The following is a 19,353-nucleotide window of genomic DNA, read 5'->3' on the forward strand; positions in this document are numbered from 1 at the left end:
ACTATGAATAAAGTTAATGGTTTACTATATGGGCTGCTTTCATCGGCTTCTTTTGGACTTATCCCTCTATTTACCATTCCTGCCATGCAAGCAGGGATGCAATTTGAGTCTATACTTTTCTATCGTTTCCTGTTTGCCTGTCTGGCGCTAGGCGGAATCTTATTGGTGAATGATCAATCATTTCGCATCAAGAGGCAGGACATTCCTTCCCTGTTTCTTCTTGCGCTTCTTTATTTAATGTCTGCCGTATTCCTGTTCTGGGGATATAAGTTTATGGCTAGCGGAGTTGCCACCACTATTCATTTCATGTATCCGGTGCTTACCACGTTAATCATGATGCTCTTCTTTAAAGAAAAGAAGTCCGGCTGGCGGATCGCTGCCATTGCATCCGCAGTGGCAGGAGTTTATTTCTTATCCGGCGGAGATACAAAAACGGGAAGCTTTTCTTTCCTGGGACTTTTCATTGTTCTTCTGTCGGCACTCGGATATGCGCTTTATCTCGTCACAATGAGCCAACTAAAAATTGGACAGATGAAGGGGCTACTGCTTACTTTCTACGTATTCCTTTTCGGAGGTATTCTCCTTTTTATCGGAACGGAAACCATCAGCCAGCTTCAACCCATCAGCGAATGGCATACTGCCGGCAACTTGATTCTATTAGCTTTAATCCCTACCGTAGTTTCTAATCTTGCTCTAGTAAGAGCCGTAAAAAGCATCGGCTCCACACTCACCTCTGTGTTGGGAGCTATGGAGCCGGTAACTGCTGTATGTGTAGGTATCTTTCTTTTCGGGGAAGCCTTCACCACAAGCATTGGTATAGGTATTGCACTGATTATCGCTGCCGTAATCGTTATTATATTAAAACGATAAAAAATGCGGTTTCATCGGAATATTTACTTCATCGACCCATTTTTAATTCCTGAATAAGATGGGCTGCCTTACCGTATTTTTCTATGATAAAGAGCATATACCGCACATCTACCCCAATGCAACGCTGCAAATCTGGTTCGAATACGATATCACTGCTCATTGCTTCCCAGTTGCCATCAAAAGCCAAGCCTAGTAATTCTCCTTTGGCATTAAACATGGCACTGCCGGAATTACCGCCTGTAATGTCATTGTTGGAGATAAAACAAACATTCATATCTCCCTGCGCATTGGCATATCTTCCGAAATCACCGGAAGAAAGCAAACTCAACAACTCCGGCTGAACGGCAAAGTCAATATCACCCGCATGTTCCTTCACTTTCTCAAAAATGCCTTTCACGGTTGTGTAGTAATCATAAGTGGCTCCATCAAAAGGAGTATATCCTCCAACCGTTCCGAAACTAAGCCGCATGGTAGAGTTGGCATCCGGATAAAAATTACGATCAGCATACATCCGGCGCATGGCTGCATTGAACAAACGCTCCCCCTCCTCTATCTGCTCGGAAGCCTCGGAAATGCTTTGATTCATCTCATAATACTTCACAATCAAATCCAGACTTAAGGAAACAGCCGGATCCTCTATGAGATTATAAGTAGTATCTCGCTCCAGAAAGCGTTTTAAGCCTTTAGGAGACGTTATATTGGAAGTTGCATACAAAGAGTCTACATAGGTCTGAATATTCCCGTTGTAGAGCGTATCTATCTTCTCATACATAGCAGGCAGAAACTTTTTATCCACTTTCGACTGATACTCTTTGAGCATGGCAGCAAAAACCTCCTTATCAATGGAAAGATCGAGATTATCATACTTCTCCAGTAACTTTTTCATGCGGGTTATCACCAACTTCTCTTCCGCCTCAAAGTCGAAATTGAGAATTTCAAGAGCGAGCTGCACTAACTCGGGACCATTTATAAACGATTCACCGAAATAAGCCAACGCACGATTGGTTTCACGGCGATTACTATAACTCAACTCTAAAGAAGAGAATAAACGAATCAGTTTTTCTCTCTCTTCCGGATGAGACTGAATCCAGTTACGAAGCGCTGCTTCAGCCACCCGTTTCTTTTCCAACACTTTCAAATGCTTGATGGCTTTATTCGTTCCGATGCTATTCTTCCAATAATTGGAGCTTTCATCGTATTTTGAAGCATACTTAATGCGAATATCCGGACGACGGTCCATCTCTCGTTTCCAGATGGTTTGTTTCACTCCCCGTACATCAATCATTGCCTGATTGATTCCATTCATCATCTCTTCGATACCATACGAGGAAAGGTAACGTTCCGTACTGCCCGGATAGCCAAGCGTCATGCAGAAAGAACCTTCTTTGTATCCATCCAAAGAAATGGGTGCTACATATTCGGGATGATAAGGGACGTTTTCAGGAGAATAATCCGCCGGACCATTCTTGGCATTAGCATAGATACGAAATACGCTGAAATCGCCCGTATGACGCGGCCACATCCAATTATCCGTATCCCATCCGAACTTCCCGACAGAAGAAGGAGGTGCAAAAACCAGGCGGACATCATTATAATCACGATAAACAGAAAGCCAGAATTCATTCCCTGCATAATAAGCATCTACAATACCAGTCAATGTAGAATCCTTTTCGGAGACTTCCATACTAATTACATTCATAATCGAATCAACAGCCACACGACGTTCTGTTTCCGTTTTAGCATGCCGGGCGGCAGACAATACACGTTTAGTAACATCTTCCGTACGAAGCAGGAAACGAACATACAACTCCGGATTCGGCAGTTCTTCCTCAAGACTACGTGCAAAGAAGCCATCTTTCAGATAATCATGTTCCACTGAAGAATGTTGCTGAATACTGCTAAAGCCACAATGATGATTAGTAAACACCAGACCGTCTTCAGAAACCACCACTCCTGAACAGAAGCCTCCAAAACTGACAACAGCATCTGCCAGACATGGTTTCTTCGGATCATATATTTTATTCACAGGCATCTGCAAACCAAGTTCTTTCATTACCCGGTCAGTCTGTTTATTCTTTCGGAGATTTCCCAACAACCACATTCCCTCATCGGCAAATACATTCGACAGACAGAGAGAAAAGACTATCAAGACGGTTAGTCTGAACTTCATATTATTATTTTTAGATTCATTATTCTGTAATCAGCCTCAACTTCTTCGTTCCTACGCGGGCTTTCAGCCATTCGCTGATTTTCTCTTTTTCAGCAACAGACGGATGTCTGGCGAATTTAAGGACAGCCAATGTTACCGTATCCGTCTTCATCGAATCGACCCGCACTTCGAGCGAGTGAGCGATGGAAAGAGTTGTGATGGAAGGATAAAGTACCTTCAATTCGGGTACTAATGTACGACTCATAGCATCGTACGTTCTGTATTGCTCCAGTGTTGTCTCCAGTTGGGAAATTTTCACCGCCTGTTGTTGAAGCCGTTGCTCACTGTTTTTATAGAAGTCTTCCATGACCATGGCACGGATAGAAGATACATCTACCGCCTCATTGTTCATCCCCTGTAATACAATCAGTTTCGTATCTTCCAGCTTATACTCTTTCAACTTGCTACGAGCAATAGATATCGAAGCGTCAGGCACTTCAGGACCAATCAAAACAACCCGTACTTCTTTATGGTCATAGCTAATTTTCTTATCAAGTACCTGCGTATTCTCAAAGCTCAACTGATCGTTTATAAAACGATTGGCTGCTGCTTCATAGAAAGTGCTCTTTATAATTCCAAATGTCAGATAAACTGCAGGGCACATGGTAAGCACTACAATCAGAACGATGTATTTACGTACGGTCTTCTCACGGGTTTTATCCACAAACTCTTTCCGTTGGAAATGCATCACACGAACACCGAGGAAAGTAGCCAGGCTGATAAAAACAGAGTTGATAAAGTAAAGATAAAAAGCACCCAGGAAATAAATGAGATTACCGGAAGCCAGTCCGTAACCTGCCGTACAAAGCGGCGGCATCAATGCAGTAGCAATGGCAACACCCGGAATCACATTTCCTTTTTCCTTGGTAGAGAGAGCCACGACACCTGCCAAACCACCAAAAAGCGCGATGAATACATCATAAATAGTGGGCGATGTACGTGCCAGCAACTCTGACTGTGAACCGGCAATAGGGGCAAGAAGGAAAAAGATTGTTGCCGTAGTCACACTGAAAGCAGTCGTTATGAGAAAGCTCTTCAAAGAGCGTTTCATTAATTCAAAGTCATTCAGTCCGACAGACAGTCCTACTCCCATAATAGGTCCCATCAATGGAGAAATCAACATGGCACCGATAATAACGGCAGTGGAGTTCACATTCAATCCGAGTGATGCCATGAATATGGCAAAGATCAGAATCCATAAATTGGCACCTTTGAACTCTACCCCCTTACGGATAGAATCCACTGTGGCCAGTTCGTTATCCTTATCTTTCCTCAAGTCCAGATATTCTCCCAGAAAGGACTTGATAGCAAACTTATTACGTTCATCTGTCTTCATAGTTATTTCTTCTTTATAAATCGATTAATAACAGGAATCTGACTCAATGGTAAATCCTTCTTGATAATATAAGCTATAAATAGCAATAAGAGTACGGTACGGAAAGCGAGACGGAGCACTATATTAGGGATAGGAACCTGCTCTCCAATAACGTAAAGTACCGCTGCCAGCAGAACATAAAGTCCCAGGCTCTTCAAGTCATAATGAATCGGGTATTCTTTCTGTCCTATCCAGTAGGATAGCAGCAAGATAACTGCATAGCCTGCAACAGAAGCCCATGCCGAAGCAAGATAACCGTAAACCGGCACAAACAGGATGTTCAATACGACAATAATAACACAACCAATCACCGAGAAGTAGGCTCCCCAATAGGTCTTATCCGTCAGTTTATACCAAAAGGAAAGGTTGAAATAGATCCCTTTACAGATCTCTGCAAGCATTACAATAGCTACTACCCCCAGGCCTTCCCAGTAACCCCTTGCCACCAGATAACGCAGCAAGTCGAGGTAGAACATGACAGCAAGGAAAGCCAGCAAGGAAAATATAAGAAAATACTTCATCGCAGCGGCATACATCTTCCGGTTGTCTCCTTCTCGGTCTTTGCCAAAAACAAACGGTTCGTAAGCATAACGGAAAGCTTGCGTAAACATTGCCATCACCATCGCAATCTTACTGGTTGCTGCATAGATACCCAATTGCACCAACCCTTCCTGCCGGTCTTCAAAAAGAAACGGATAGATCATCTTATCCACAGTCTGATTTAGAATACCTACCAAACCTAAGATTAATACCGGGAAAGAATATACGACCATTCGTTTCAGCAATACCCGGTCCAACTTATAAGCAAACCCCGTCAGTTCCGGGATAAAAAAGAACATCTGAACAACCGAGATAATCAGGTTGCTAATAAAAATATATCCCACTAAATAATCCGAATCATAAAACCAGGAGATCGTTGACGGACAATGTACATTCAGCCACGGGCACACCAGTAGGAAAAATAGATTCAAACCGATGCCACCAACGATAGAGAGCAGTTTGATAGCAGCAAACTTAATAGGCCGCTTTTTATACCGTAAATAGGCAAAAGGAATGCATTGGAAAGAGTCTAAAGCTACCACAACAGCCATCATCGCTATAAACTCCGGATGATCGCCATAATCCAGTAAATTGGAAATGGGTTGCAGGAATAACAGGCAAAGGAAAACAAAAATCAAAGATACCCCTCCTACCGATAACAAGGAGTTGGCATATACTTTCATCGGGTCTTCTCCCGATTTGTTGGCAAAACGGAAGAAACCCGTTTCCATACCGAACGTAAGCAGTACAAGCATCAGGGCTGTAAACGCATATACGTTTGAAACAACTCCATAACCTCCGGTGGAAGCCGGCAATACCGCTGTGTACAAAGGCACCAGCATGTAGTTAAGGAACCGTCCGACAATACTACTCAACCCATAAATTGCCGTATCTTTAGCTAATGATTTTAGTCCAGCCATGTTTTATTAGTGATTATCATTCAGATTGGTTCAACGTTTCTTCTTTTGTTTGAACAACCAATCCATAAATCCGGGATAATTGAAAGCCGGATTCCAGCTCCCATGATTACAACCGGGGAATTCAATATATTCCACATCTGCACCGGCAGCTTTCAGTGCTTTATACGCTTCGCGAGAACCTTTCACCGGAACTACATCGTCCGCATCTCCGTGAAAGATACGAAATTTCACATCCTTGGCAACCAATAGCCGACTTGGATTGACTGTACCGCAAATAGGAACTGCAGCTGCAAAAATCTCCGGATAACGCACGACTAAATCATACGTTCCCATCGCTCCCATTGAAAGACCGATAATATAAACCCGTTGTGTGTCCACTTCGGGCATTACCAGATAAGAGTCGAGCAACTGTTTAAGCGTTTGCAATATAGGACTGATCTCTTGTCCCACTGGCATTTCTGTAGGGATAAGCGACTTCGGACGTCCTGTATAAGCCCAGTAACCGTCTGTCGGACACTGTGGAATTAGAACGAAAGCGGGATACTTCTCTTGATTGACCGGATTAAGAAACATCTGTCCACCATGAGTCAACTGTTTCTCATTATCATTTCCCCGTTCGCCGGCTCCATGCAGAAACAGTACGAGCGGATACTTTTCACCTGGCTTCACCGATTCGGGATGAATCATCCGATAAGGTAAAGAGTCTCCTTTAGAAGAGACAAAAATATCCCTCCCATATTCCTGTTGAGCCGATAAAGACAAGCTCAAAAAGAGAAAAACAAGTAAAGTAGTCCATTGCTTCATCATCCAACTATGCTTTATAAAGTTCTTTTATACCGTTAATACCACTTGTCACATGACGCTTTATGTTAGTCATTAAACAGCGTTTTTTGACTGTTATAAAGACTTCTTCCCAAATGTTTATAGGCAAGTTCGGTCACCTCACGTCCACGGGGAGTACGCTTCATAAATCCTTCTTTTATCAGGAAAGGTTCGTAAACTTCCTCAATGGTTCCCGCATCTTCTCCCAAAGCCGTGGCAATGGTAGTGATACCTACCGGACCACCTTTAAATTTGTCTATAATGGTGCAAAGTATCTTGTTGTCTATCTCATCCAGGCCGTACTTATCAATATTCAGTGCTTCCAATGCAAACTGGGCGATCTCCGTATCGATAGAACCGGAGCCTTTCACCTGCGCAAAATCACGTACCCGACGGAGCAAGGCATTTGCAATACGGGGCGTTCCGCGGCTACGGGAAGCGATCTCCGATGCTGCACGTACCGAACAAGGCACATCCAGTATGGACGCAGAACGACGAATGATATTGCTCAAAATATCATCATCATAGTACTCCAAATGAAGATTAATACCGAAACGTGCACGAAGCGGGGCCGTCAGCAGACCGCTACGTGTGGTTGCACCAACCAGCGTGAAAGGATTCAAATCTATCTGGATGCTGCGTGCCGAAGGTCCCTTATCGATCATAATATCGATGCGGTAATCTTCCATCGCCGAATAAAGATATTCCTCCACCACAGGCGACAGCCGATGAATTTCATCAATAAAAAGCACGTCGTTCGGTTCGAGGCTGGTCAATACACCTGCCAGGTCACCCGGTTTATCAAGTACCGGACCGGAAGTTACTTTAAAGCCAACTCCTAATTCGTTAGCGATAATATTCGAAAGAGTTGTTTTTCCTAATCCGGGAGGGCCGTGCAACAGCACATGGTCGAGTGCTTCGCCACGCAGACGTGCCGCCTTCACAAAAATGCGAAGGTTTTCCACCACCTTGTCCTGCCCGCTAAAGTCTTCAAAACTTAACGGACGGAGTGCATTCTCGAAATCCCGTTCTTTTGAAGTAAGCTGATGTTCGCGTATGTTAAAATCTTCCTGTTCCATTTATTTCTTGAAAGTAGGAGACAAAGATAGAGATTTACATTCATTTTCAGTATAAGAAAGACGAAGATTTAGTTTATTTGAAACGTAATAACTACTTTTGCACTATCTATATACACGTTATCAACTATGGTTCTAAATTACATTTGGATAGGATTCTTCGTCATTGCCTTTATCATCGCTCTTATAAAAGTGATTGTTTTGGGAGATACGGAGATATTTACGGCTATCATGAACGCTACATTCGACTCTTCAAAGACAGCTTTCGAGATATCGCTGGGACTTACGGGTGTACTGGCCCTTTGGTTAGGTATCATGAAAATCGGCGAGAACAGCGGATTGATTAATGCACTGGCCCGCTTTCTTAGTCCGGTGCTTTGCCGTCTGTTTCCAGACATTCCTAAAGGGCATCCGGTGTTAGGCTCCATCTTCATGAATATGTCCGCCAATATGCTTGGTCTCGACAATGCCGCCACCCCGCTGGGGTTGAAAGCTATGAAAGAGCTACAGGATCTGAATCCGAAAAAGGACACTGCTTCCAATCCGATGATTATGTTTTTGGTGATTAATACATCCGGCCTTATCATCATTCCGATCAGTATCATGGTATATCGTGCACAAATGGGGGCTGCACAGCCTACAGATGTATTTATCCCTATCCTGCTAAGTACTTTCATTTCAACTTTAGTAGGAGTCATAGCAGTCAGCATCGCTCAAAAGATAAACTTAATCAATAAGCCTATTCTCATTTTAATGGGCGTTATCTGCCTTTTCTTTTCCGGTTTGATTTATCTGTTCCTAAGCGTTTCACGAGAGGATATGGGTACTTATTCTACATTGATAGCGAATATTCTGCTATTCAGTGTCATTATCCTGTTTATTCTGACGGGAGTCAGGAAAAAAATCAATGTATACGATTCGTTTGTAGAGGGAGCTAAAGAAGGATTTACGACAGCTGTACGTATCATACCTTATCTGGTTGCTTTCCTTGTAGGAATCGCCGTGTTCCGCACTTCGGGAGCTATGGATTTTCTAGTGGGAGGCATTGGCTACATAGTAGGCTCATGCGGAGTTGACACGAGCTTTGTAGGGGCACTGCCTACTGCATTGATGAAATCGCTTAGCGGTAGCGGTGCCAACGGCTTGATGATCGATACGATGAAAGAACTGGGACCGGATTCATTTGTAGGGCGTATGAGTTGCGTAGTACGCGGAGCTTCAGATACCACATTCTACATTCTGGCCGTTTACTTCGGCAGTGTGGGTATAACCAAGACTCGTAATGCAGTGACTTGCGGTCTGATAGCAGACTTCTCGGGTATCATAGCCGCTATCTTAATCAGTTATTTATTTTTCTTTTAAATCATAACATTCAATTATGGCTGTAACTTATCAAACAGAAGGCGTAAAAATGCCTGATATCAAGAAACGTGAGACTACGGAATGGATAAAGACCGTAGCTGCTTCTTACGGGAAAAGACTCGGTGAAATCGCTTATATCTTCTGCTCGGACGAAAAAATTCTGGAGGTAAACCGTCAGTATCTGCAACATGACTACTACACGGACATTATTACTTTCGATTATTGTGAAGGCGATCGTCTATCAGGTGACTTATTCATCAGCCTGGATACGATACGCACCAATGCGGAACAGTTTGGTGCTTCATACGAAGACGAACTACATCGTGTGATTATCCACGGAATTCTTCATTTGTGCGGCATCAACGATAAAGGTCCCGGAGAACGGGAAGTTATGGAAGCAGCTGAGAATAAGGCATTGGGGATGTTGCGATAAGCGCTCATTGCTTTCAATTCGTACACTGCTTTTCAATTCGCCTTTCATAAAAAAGAAACCCCGGCGTAATCACTACGCCGAGGCACTCCATTAGCTTATGCTAATTAACACTAAATTATTAAGAGAGAGATTTAGTCAATTTATTAATAGTTTGGAGTTACTTCACTTCAGGAGTAACCAGTTCCTTAATTGATTTTGTATTTAGGTACAGGAAAGCCAAACGAGGAGTTCCTTCGTTCACTATCAACTGCAATGAATCCGATGTCAGGTAGCCGATACGCTCACGAGTTTTGTACACCTCAACCTTTCCATCATCTTCCTTGCTGAATCCTTCCACAATCAGATAACCATTATCCACTTTCCACGTTTTCAAATCTAAAGACGGAATATTGATAGTAGAACACTTACCACCTTTCTTGAACTCAAATCCTTTCAACTCACCCGTAGACTTGTATGTATAAGGATTGCACCATTTTCCGATAATCTGTTTTTCTACTTTCTTCTGTCCGTAGCTTAAAGCGAAACAAGACAGAGCCATAGCCGTAATCAATAATTTTTTCATCTTAAATCAATATTTATTTTTTTAGTAAATCGTATTTCTGATCAATTCCACGCTCTCGCAGATGAATACCTTCCTTCATCCAACGTGGTTCTTTTGTTCCTTTCAGGTAATAGTCAAAGAACTGCATCATCCGGATTGTCCAGTCTTTCTGTGCACCTCTTCCCAGTACGAAATGTCCTTCACCTTTGTAATTCAACAACCATGCAGGACGTTGTAAGCGACGCATAGCCAAATAAAGAGCACGTCCTTGTTCATATGCAACAGCCTCATCCTCATCATTATGTAATATCAACAAAGGTGTATGTATCTTATCAGCCTCCAAAATTGCTGAACTTGCCAGATACTTATCTTTTGCCTCCCATAAAGTCTTTCCCATCCGGCTTTGTGTCTCTTCGTACATAAAATAGCGTGGCAACCCACTTCCATTACGAATTCCTAAATATCCGGTCACCATATCCGTAATTGGAGCCGCTATATTGGCACAAGTGAAAAGATCTGTCTTTGTCACCAAATATGATGTTTGATAGCCAGACCAGCTATGTCCCTGTAAACCTATTTTCCCGGGATGTACTATCCCCTGCTCTATCAGATACTTCGTTCCACTCACAACAGCATCATAACAACTCTGACCGGGAGTCCCAACCGTGAAATGCACATCCGGCATAAACACAATATAACCATTGCTGGCAAAATACATAGGATTCCCTAACGCACTACTCAACAAAGGTGCATGATAAATATTCAACTCACCGGAATGAGTTTCATAAAATTGCACCAACGCCGGATATTCTTTTTGAGGATCATAATCTTCCGGAAGATAAAGCAACCCCTTATTTTCCTTATTCTCATAATTAGTCCACTTTATCAGTTTAACTGTACCCCATTTATAATCTGCTTGTTGAGGATTCGCATTCGTCACTTTAACGGGATTGGAGAAATCGGACTTACTCCACCACAAATCCCTAAATTCCGATACATTCTGACGATTCCAAACGCAATACTCATGATTGTCAGAAAAACGATGTATAGTATATACATAATTCCCCTCCATCAATTTTCTCAGACGGCCTTTCATATCAAGCTGATAGACACCCTCATCCATCGTGTCTTTATCCCAAAGGCTAACTATGACTTTTTCGTCTTTCTGAAAAACATCCTTATCTATATTACTCGTCATTTTACGAATAGATTTGCCATGCTTGCGACCATATCCTTTAGTCAGGCACTCCGGCTGACGTTCTCCTGTCAAATCAATCTTCCACCAGTCATATGCATCGTACAGAAACACATTATTCCCGTCAGCCGTCCACCCTGCTATTCCATAAGCGGGAGCAGGAGCCGGTTTATCATAACTTTCCATGAACATTGGATAACCGATAGCATCAGATATATTAACAACCTTACCGGTAGCACCATCAAACTTATTCCAGACTTGAGCAATCGGATCATACATTACTGCCCACTTGCCATTTACCGACCATTTGGGAGCTGTACGATAACTACGTCCGATCAACCGTTTTGCACCTGTATGCACATTCACTGAATATATATCGAACGGCAACCGATCCAACCACTCACGCTGCATCTTATAAGGAGATTCATCTGTGTAAAGCACATAGTTCAAATTCTCTGCTCCCGATGGTAAGAGTAAATCTACGGTAAATGGAGCAACTTCTGTGAGCTTCTTAGAAAAAATATCATAAATATACGTCACCGACTTATCTTGCCTATAACGTCCGCCCCTTTGTAAAGTCGGAACTTCCATTTCGTTCCACGTCCACAACTCTAATTCAAAACTCTTGTCCGGTTTCTTCTCCGATTCTTCCCTTCTACGGGAAATCTGCTGTGAGTCCCGAAGTTCAAGTATCAAAAAATTATGGCTTTTAGACAAGTCAATACGTCCGACAGACATACCATCAGGCAAAACAATTTCTTTCCGGTCAAAAAGCAAGTTACAACCCGGCTTCTTTAATGAAAAAGCATACCACAAAGAATCATTTACGCTAAACTCCCCGATCATCTCTTTTTCATTAAAACTATAAGAAGAGGGTTCACTCTTTACAGAACTCTGATAAAGAGTCTTATATGGACCAGCTAAAGGGCCATAGCATAGCTCGTTCCTGTCTGACTTTTTACGAATGAAAAGAATAGAACGTCCTCCGTCATATAATGTATGATAGCCGATACTGTCAATATGAAAAGCAACTTCTGTCTTCAGATGACGTACCACCAGCCTGTTAAAAGCCGGAACATGATTTACCGTATCTTTCGACACATTAGTTACAGAGATTGAGTAAGGGGTCCCTTCCACAGGACGAAAAGCCTCTTTATGTTTCCATTCGGTCTTTACTCCCGAAGGCAATGACAACAAAAATGTTTTCATTACTCCTGCCGAGTCTGCCAACCGATAAAAAGCTCCCTGGTCGTTATTATAAAACTCCAGACGCTCTATATCGCCATTCAGCAATATTTCCTTCCGCGTACGGGAATCGAATAAATGCAGTTTTTTTTCTTCCTTGCTAGCCGGATTATATTCCATCAACGATATACGGTAAGTCACCCATCTGCCTGTCGGTGAAATATCCGGTGCATCAATACGTTTCCAAGATGTACATGCTTCTATATCCAACGGTTTCTTTTGAGCCTCAACAGACAAGCTTCCCCCCAGCAACAATCCTGCTATAATCCCTATATATACAAATATCCGGTTCATCTTATCTTCTCCTGTCATCTTTAATCATATCCTTATTCAAATCGACATCAGAATCAGCCGAGTTGTCATGCAATAACAAGCGGGCAAAGTGACGCCACATCTTATGCTCGAAGAAATCCTCAGACTCACCGAAGAATCCATGTGTACATTTCGGCAATACAAACATTTCGAAATCCTTATCAGCCTTAATCAATGCATCCACCAGACGCAATGTGTTAGCAGGATTCACAGTTTTATCCATCGCACCGGTAAACAGCAACAAGCCGTGCTTGTAATTCTTTACCAACTCTTGATTCGGACGTACACGGACACTATAATCATACATCGTACTTTCTACTCCCAAACTATCTTTAGTCGTTTTCACCTTCTCATCTACACCGAAATGAATCTCAACAAAGCCTTTATTATAAATACGATTGTCATGATTACCTGCCGATGAAACAGCAGCCGAATAGAAATCAGGATAAGTACAAATGGCAGCCGCCGACATAAACCCTCCACCGGAATGGCCGTAAATACCGACTTTGGTGGCATCAATAAACGGATAACGGGCAGCCAGTTGCTCAATAGCATATTTATCATCCGCCAACGGATAATCACGCATATTGTTGTATCCATAGGTATGATAAGCCTTTCCGCGCATCGGAGTGCCACCTCTGTGCCCCACAGTGATTACAATGAACCCCAGTTGAGCCAAACGGGTATTATAAACATCATTAATCGTGAAACGTGTCGGCACATATTCGAAGAACGGTCCCGGATAAACATTCGAAATGATAGGATAAACCTTTGTCGAGTCAAAGTCGGCAGGTTTCCACATCACGCCATACAAATCGGTCACTCCATCGGCAGCTTTTACCTTAAAGCGTTCCGGTGCTTTCCATCCCATCTCATAGACAGGCTGCAAATCGGGCTTTTCCAACGTCATAATCACCTTTCCATTCCGGTTACGAACCACATTCACCGGTTCCTGCGAAACAGTAGAATAAGAATCTACCATATATCGGTAAGACGGAGAGATACTGACATCATGTGACGCATTCTCCGGAGTTAACAGACGAACAGCATTCGGACGATCCAGTTGAGCTTCATAAAGAATGTAATAATAAGGGTCAATGCCTTTCTCACGACCATAACCATAGAAATACATCTTACGCCCGATAGTATCAATCTTGGTAACCGGACCAGCTACCCATATTCCATCGGTCAGTTGGTTCTTTAAGTTTCCCGTTGCTGTGTCATACAGGTAATAGTGTCCCCAACCATTACGTTCGGAACGGAAAAGGATTTCTTTCCCGTCATTCAGGAAAGAAACATTACGCATCTGATAATCGAGATATGGTTTGTTTTCTTCATGAATCACTACGCGCACTTTTCCGGTTTCTACGTCTACCTCGCAAATATCCGACTGGTTCCATGGACGGTTATAACGTTGGAAATACAAACGCTTCCCGTCCTTTGAAATATACAATATGTCAATATACTGATCAGGCCAGCGATTAATATCGATTTTCTTCACTTCACGGGTATCGACATCTCCAATCAACAATTCATATTGGGTGACATGTGTATCGCCTGCCAGTTCGGCTTTATAAGTTTTCAGTGTCGGATATGGAGTAGACAACGAATTGATTAACCATAAATCACGCACTTTCCTGTTATCCTCACGAACAGCATAAAAACGATGGCTACCTGGAATCCAATGAGTAGATTCGGCTCCGAAGCGTCCTTCCAGCTTACCCTCATCTTCACGGTTAAATGTATAATTCGGCTCACCGTCCGTTGTCAGTTGTACAGGAATGGTATCTTGCCCTTTCTTTTGATTCCCAACAAAATACAAATTATCCTTGCTGGCATAAAGAAAATAAAGACTATCTGGAGAATACTTCATCCAATACGGATCACTATTTCCATAAGATGGTTTCTCATTAAGCTGCTTCAGTGCTTTCGTATGAATATTGTACGTATAAAGTCCACGGTCAAAATCAATACGAATCGTTTCGTTATCCTTCATGAAAGTGAAAGACAAATATGGATCTGCCGAAGAATAGGCTTTCTTGGTATATACTGCAATTTTACTCAATAATTCAGCCGTATCAAACAGAAGACGTTTTTCCTTTTTCTTCGGATTTACATAATAATACTTCTTTCCTTCACGTGTAGTAAACGAATAATAAAAACAGTCCGTACCATTAATAAACGTTGGCTTGACTTCTGTTGAATACTTTATTATAGGATTCTGTTCTAACAGACGGAACTTTTCCGCTAACTTATAATTCGCTTTCTGCTGTGCATCGGCAAAGCTACATATCAACAATGCAACCACCAGGCACACATATCTAAAGAGAGAGTTTTTCATAAAATCTTATCTATTGTCTTATTTGTTACGGTTAATATCTCCCCAATAGTCTGCACGAGTATCACCCAGCAAATGCTTGGCAAAGAAACGGTACATCTTCTTCTCAAAATACTTATCAGCAGAACCATATCCATGGCCGGCACCCGGAATCACCAGCATATCAAAATCCTTGCCGGCTTCAATCAATGCCTGCGCCATGCGATAAGTATGAGCAGGGTTCACGTTCTTGTCCATATCACCGGTGACGAGCATTAAATGTCCTTTCAAATTCTTGGCAATCTCCGTATTCGGCTTCACATTGAACTTGTATCCATACTCTTTTGTCTCATTACCCAAACTATCTTTTACTACTTTTTCCACTTCCTTCACACCGTTATAGCATTCTCCCCACCCACGATTATAGATATTGTTATCATGATTTCCGGAACAGGAGACAGCAGCTTTATAAAAGTCCGGATAAGTACAGATGGCTGCAGCAGCCATAAATCCTCCACCGGAATGACCGTAGATACCGACTTTTTTACCATTAATAAATGAATACCTCCGAGCTAACTGCTCAATAGCATATTTGTCATCAGCTAATGGATAATCACGCATATTACCATAACCAAACCGATGGTATGCCTTTCCACGCATAGGAGTATCTCCTCTGTGAGACACAGCAATTACGATAAAACCTAACTGCGCCAAACGGATACAACATCTGTCTTCTAAGGTAAATGAAGTAGGAACTTGACCAAAGTAAGGCCCCGGATATACCACAGAAATAATCGGATATACCTTAGTAGAATCAAAGTCTGCCGGTTTCCACATTACTCCATGTAAATCGGTTATATTATCAGCAGCCTTCACAACAAAACGTTCCGGTTTTTTCCATCCGGCTTTGTAGGCTAATTCAATATCCGGCTTTGCCAATTCAAGAATCCCTTGTCCCTTGTTATCTTTCAACATGATTTTAGGTTCCATATCCACTCTTGAATAAGTGTCAATATAGTATCTATTAGACTTCAGGAATTTAACCTGATGCTGACCGTCTTCCGTACTTAATGGAGTTACTCCTTCCCTATCAATATGCACTTTATAGAGCATGTAATAAGATGGGTCAATATCTTTTTCCCTGCCATATCCATATAGATATACTGTTCGCCCCAAAGTATCAATAGAAGCTATCTGACCTGCCACCCACTCACCGGAAGTCATCACATTCTTCAACTTTCCATTACCATCATAATGATAGTAATGCCCCCATCCCGTACGCTCCGAACGAAAAAGAATATCTTTACCATCATTCAAAATAGCGACACTACGAGCATGCGGATCACGATACGGTTTGTCAACTTCATGAATTATTTCTTTCACCTCCATTGTAGAGAGGTTGACAGAACACAAATCCACTTCGTCCCATGTACGTTTCGTACGTTCAAAAAAGAGGTATTTACTATCCTTTGTCACACACAAAGGATTTATGTATTGATCCGGCCACTTACTTATGTCTGTTTTTTTTACGGTACGCCCAATCACATCAACTATAACCAGTTCATTTTGGGTTACATTCTTATCACCAGGGAATTCATAACGATAAGTAGTCAGGGAAGGCCTGTCATCCAACGAATTTATCACCCAAAAATCTCTAAGCAGACGTTCATCTTCGCGTACTAAATAAAGATGCCTTGAATCGGGGCACCAACAGATATCAGACATGACTTCTCCTTCTTCGTCCGTTCCTCCATCATGCGCATAAGAATAATACCGAACTCCATCAGTGGTCAACTGCACTTCCGTCGTATCCATTCCCATCTCCCCATTACCTTTCACATACAGATTGTGTTTCTTCACATACACAAGATATTTTCTGTCTGGCGAATATTTCATCCATGAGTAACGATCAAATAATGACCGACTCTTTTCTTTCTTTTTCTCTACAATCTGGTGTGTCAGGCGATTATATTCATAGTTCCTACCTTTATAAGAAAAAGAAAAAGAAGCCAGGTTTTCAGAAAATTTGATATCACTCAACTCCAGTTTATTCCTGTCCACTACACCCCTAGTAATCTGTGCAATTCCCGATGCCAGTTTCCCTTTATCAAACAATGGTTCTTTTAACCGACGTTCAGGATCTACAAAATAGTAATCCTTCCCGACAGTCGTATGAAATTCAAACCAAAACTTATCTGTTCCATTAATTTCATTCGGCCAGAGATTTAGACTATTAGCAGTAAAATTACCCCCTAAACCGAAAGCCTGAAATTCATTTGCCAATTCATAGTTGGCCTGCTGTTGGGAAAAAGCATGCAGAATGCCTGACCAAGCAAATAAAACTATAAATAATATTCTTTTTCTCATATTCAAATAAACAAAGGAGAATCACATAAAGTATTCAAGACTCAATGCGATTCCCCGCATAATCTATATAGATCAAGTTATTTTAAAGGTCATACTGAACAATCTGGTTAGCATTTCCTATTTTATATAGTACATCCACTATTTTTCCAAAATTATTATCTCCCTCCTTCTCACTTTCCTCATTCGGGTATAATTGTTTTATTTTTACATCATTAACCAATCCTGATTCTTGCTTGTCCTTCTCTTCCACCCCATATATAAAGAAACTTCCGTCTTCCAAGGCAACCCCTAACTGACCGTTGTAAACTCCATATTTTGGATACAAATATATATCATTAGATGAAAGAGCAATCACCTTCTTGTCAAATGTATGAATCAATTTTGGAGCAGATGCCACACCTTTCACATATTGGCAATACCACAATTCATTCCCCATTGCAATAACAACATACTGCTTTTGTTCAAATACAGCCATATCTGTATACTCTTTATTTTTCAATGACGTCAAGTCATTTTCATAATAATCATATATATCCCATTTTTTATTCTTCATTCTGAAATAGCGCAATTGATAAGACATATCGTTACCCTTCATCAAGGCAACCCATGCTTGCATCATGTCGCCATTCACATTAACTGACGCAGTTTTCATTGTTACAATACTTTCATCACGCATATTCTGAAAGTTCTTAGCATCCTCTCCTTCAAATTCAACTATTTCTCCGGTATCCTTCACCGTATTATCATAAAATGTCGGATCATTGGAACTATTCTTCACCCCACCTCCATTTCGAATAATTACCAATGAGTTATCCTCTTCACGGAGAGCCAGAACCGCATCCATATTTCTGTCCTTAAACTTCTGTACAGGATATAAAGCACTGAATTTAGTATAATTCCACAGTGGAATAGACATATAGGCTCCAGCATGAAAATCATTTGCAACCGGCTTCGTGTGCATATAAATATATCCATTTTCATCACGAATAAATTTTGCAGAGTAAGACATGGCAGCTTCTACAGGTTTGAAGCCTCCCACCGGCAAATCCCCATAGAACTCATCCTCTGTATATACTTCACGCTCCAAAGTATTACCGTTCAGCTCCACCCAACGATCTTGCATCACTACCAGTTCATCATATACAGTCTCTACCTGTCCGAAAGTACTAGGATAACCCAAATGCTCAAAAACACCTTTGGGGTTGGTTCCTAAATCTTTGACTAAATACTTTTCGACAGAATGATATGCGATAGAATCACGTACCACTTTCTCACCCCAGATATTCACAGTTTCTGACACACCATACAAGGTCTTAATCTTGATAAATGAAAGTGTTGACTTTCCATCTACGTCAGACAAAACCACCCATCCTCTCTGATAAGGAGAACGAACCAAAATATCTGTTGAAGCAGAGTACTTAACCCCTGTTTTATTGTCGATGACGGAAAATGTGAGTTCAAACAATCCGATCTTATGAGAATTGAAAGTATACGAAGGTGCTTTTACATTCAACAATTCTCCGTCTAGTCTCCATTCGTAACTCACATCCGGATCTGTTTTATCAATTGTAAACTCAAACGTAGGTGTTATAACTAAGTCTTCATCTATCCCAACACTATAGTTTTTTTCAATATTACTAATAGTGCCTTTCAGTTCATTAATCGGTGTATAATCATAATTGTTTTTATCATCCAGGCAACTGCAAATGCTACTCAATAAAAGTAGTAATAAAATATAAACTGTTATCTTTTTCATACTTCTTCCGTTT

The 19,353-nt window shown here is 41.6% G+C and carries 13 protein-coding genes; 3 read left to right on the forward strand and 10 right to left on the reverse strand.

What is annotated here, in order from left to right:
- Positions 1-3 precede the first annotated feature (3 nt).
- Positions 4-870: a DMT family transporter gene (locus N5O98_RS02955; protein ID WP_022199971.1), complete on the forward strand. Its 867-nt coding sequence runs from the start codon at positions 4-6 to the stop codon at positions 868-870.
- A gap of 28 nt (positions 871-898) precedes the next feature.
- Here N5O98_RS02955 and N5O98_RS02960 read toward each other — a convergent pair whose 3' ends face one another.
- The 5 genes from N5O98_RS02960 to ruvB form a co-directional block, all read right to left on the reverse strand.
- Positions 899-3,040 (reverse strand): S46 family peptidase, encoded by a 2,142-nt coding sequence (locus tag N5O98_RS02960; protein ID WP_004302969.1) that lies wholly within the window; start codon positions 3,038-3,040, stop codon positions 899-901.
- 19 nt (positions 3,041-3,059) lie between these two features.
- On the reverse strand, positions 3,060-4,415 hold the full coding sequence (locus N5O98_RS02965) for a TIGR00341 family protein (protein WP_004298044.1): 1,356 nt from the start codon (positions 4,413-4,415) through the stop codon (positions 3,060-3,062).
- Positions 4,416-4,417: 2 nt separating this feature from the next.
- Positions 4,418-5,914, reverse strand: a complete 1,497-nt coding sequence (locus N5O98_RS02970) for an oligosaccharide flippase family protein (protein WP_022199972.1) — start codon at positions 5,912-5,914, stop codon at positions 4,418-4,420.
- A gap of 30 nt (positions 5,915-5,944) precedes the next feature.
- Positions 5,945-6,721, reverse strand: a complete 777-nt coding sequence (locus tag N5O98_RS02975) for a dienelactone hydrolase family protein (protein WP_022199973.1) — start codon at positions 6,719-6,721, stop codon at positions 5,945-5,947.
- Positions 6,722-6,783: 62 nt separating this feature from the next.
- Positions 6,784-7,815: a Holliday junction branch migration DNA helicase RuvB gene (ruvB, locus tag N5O98_RS02980; RefSeq protein WP_004298040.1), complete on the reverse strand. Its 1,032-nt coding sequence runs from the start codon at positions 7,813-7,815 to the stop codon at positions 6,784-6,786.
- A gap of 126 nt (positions 7,816-7,941) precedes the next feature.
- Between ruvB and N5O98_RS02985 the strand changes: the two genes are divergently transcribed.
- On the forward strand, positions 7,942-9,174 hold the full coding sequence (locus N5O98_RS02985) for a nucleoside recognition domain-containing protein (RefSeq protein WP_022199974.1): 1,233 nt from the start codon (positions 7,942-7,944) through the stop codon (positions 9,172-9,174).
- 16 nt (positions 9,175-9,190) lie between these two features.
- Positions 9,191-9,607 (forward strand): rRNA maturation RNase YbeY, encoded by a 417-nt coding sequence (gene ybeY, locus N5O98_RS02990; protein ID WP_004298035.1) that lies wholly within the window; start codon positions 9,191-9,193, stop codon positions 9,605-9,607.
- A 157-nt stretch (positions 9,608-9,764) separates the two neighbouring features.
- Here the strand turns inward: ybeY and N5O98_RS02995 are convergent, their stop codons facing one another.
- From N5O98_RS02995 to N5O98_RS03015, 5 genes are all read right to left on the reverse strand, one after another.
- Entirely contained in the window at positions 9,765-10,169 is a 405-nt protein-coding gene (locus N5O98_RS02995) for a lipocalin family protein (RefSeq protein ID WP_022199975.1), read from the reverse strand.
- A gap of 13 nt (positions 10,170-10,182) precedes the next feature.
- The gene (locus tag N5O98_RS03000) at positions 10,183-12,900 is read right to left on the reverse strand and encodes a S9 family peptidase (RefSeq protein ID WP_022199976.1); all 2,718 of its coding nucleotides are present in this window, start codon (positions 12,898-12,900) and stop codon (positions 10,183-10,185) included.
- Positions 12,884-15,241 (reverse strand): S9 family peptidase, encoded by a 2,358-nt coding sequence (locus N5O98_RS03005; RefSeq protein WP_022199977.1) that lies wholly within the window; start codon positions 15,239-15,241, stop codon positions 12,884-12,886. The genes N5O98_RS03000 and N5O98_RS03005 overlap by 17 nt, the downstream gene beginning before the upstream one ends.
- Before the next feature lie 18 nt (positions 15,242-15,259).
- On the reverse strand, positions 15,260-17,584 hold the full coding sequence (locus N5O98_RS03010; protein ID WP_022199978.1) for a S9 family peptidase: 2,325 nt from the start codon (positions 17,582-17,584) through the stop codon (positions 15,260-15,262).
- Between the two features lie 82 nt (positions 17,585-17,666).
- The gene (locus tag N5O98_RS03015; RefSeq protein ID WP_022199979.1) at positions 17,667-19,340 is read right to left on the reverse strand and encodes a PKD-like family lipoprotein; all 1,674 of its coding nucleotides are present in this window, start codon (positions 19,338-19,340) and stop codon (positions 17,667-17,669) included.
- Positions 19,341-19,353 lie beyond the last annotated feature (13 nt).

This window comes from Bacteroides sp. LFL-34 (genome assembly GCF_027257075.1).
Lineage (GTDB): Bacteria > Bacteroidota > Bacteroidia > Bacteroidales > Bacteroidaceae > Bacteroides > Bacteroides ovatus.

Bases quoted from the DNA above. Each gene is read 5' to 3' on its own strand.
- N5O98_RS02955 (WP_022199971.1), top strand. From the start codon at position 4: ATGAATAAAGTTAATGGTTTACTATATGGGCTGCTTTCATCGGCTTCT.
- N5O98_RS02960 (WP_004302969.1), bottom strand. From the start codon at position 3,040: ATGAAGTTCAGACTAACCGTCTTGATAGTCTTTTCTCTCTGTCTGTCG.
- N5O98_RS02965 (WP_004298044.1), bottom strand. From the start codon at position 4,415: ATGAAGACAGATGAACGTAATAAGTTTGCTATCAAGTCCTTTCTGGGA.
- N5O98_RS02970 (WP_022199972.1), bottom strand. From the start codon at position 5,914: ATGGCTGGACTAAAATCATTAGCTAAAGATACGGCAATTTATGGGTTG.
- N5O98_RS02975 (WP_022199973.1), bottom strand. From the start codon at position 6,721: ATGATGAAGCAATGGACTACTTTACTTGTTTTTCTCTTTTTGAGCTTG.
- ruvB (WP_004298040.1), bottom strand. From the start codon at position 7,815: ATGGAACAGGAAGATTTTAACATACGCGAACATCAGCTTACTTCAAAA.
- N5O98_RS02985 (WP_022199974.1), top strand. From the start codon at position 7,942: ATGGTTCTAAATTACATTTGGATAGGATTCTTCGTCATTGCCTTTATC.
- ybeY (WP_004298035.1), top strand. From the start codon at position 9,191: ATGGCTGTAACTTATCAAACAGAAGGCGTAAAAATGCCTGATATCAAG.
- N5O98_RS02995 (WP_022199975.1), bottom strand. From the start codon at position 10,169: ATGAAAAAATTATTGATTACGGCTATGGCTCTGTCTTGTTTCGCTTTA.
- N5O98_RS03000 (WP_022199976.1), bottom strand. From the start codon at position 12,900: ATGACAGGAGAAGATAAGATGAACCGGATATTTGTATATATAGGGATT.
- N5O98_RS03005 (WP_022199977.1), bottom strand. From the start codon at position 15,241: ATGAAAAACTCTCTCTTTAGATATGTGTGCCTGGTGGTTGCATTGTTG.
- N5O98_RS03010 (WP_022199978.1), bottom strand. From the start codon at position 17,584: ATGAGAAAAAGAATATTATTTATAGTTTTATTTGCTTGGTCAGGCATT.
- N5O98_RS03015 (WP_022199979.1), bottom strand. From the start codon at position 19,340: ATGAAAAAGATAACAGTTTATATTTTATTACTACTTTTATTGAGTAGC.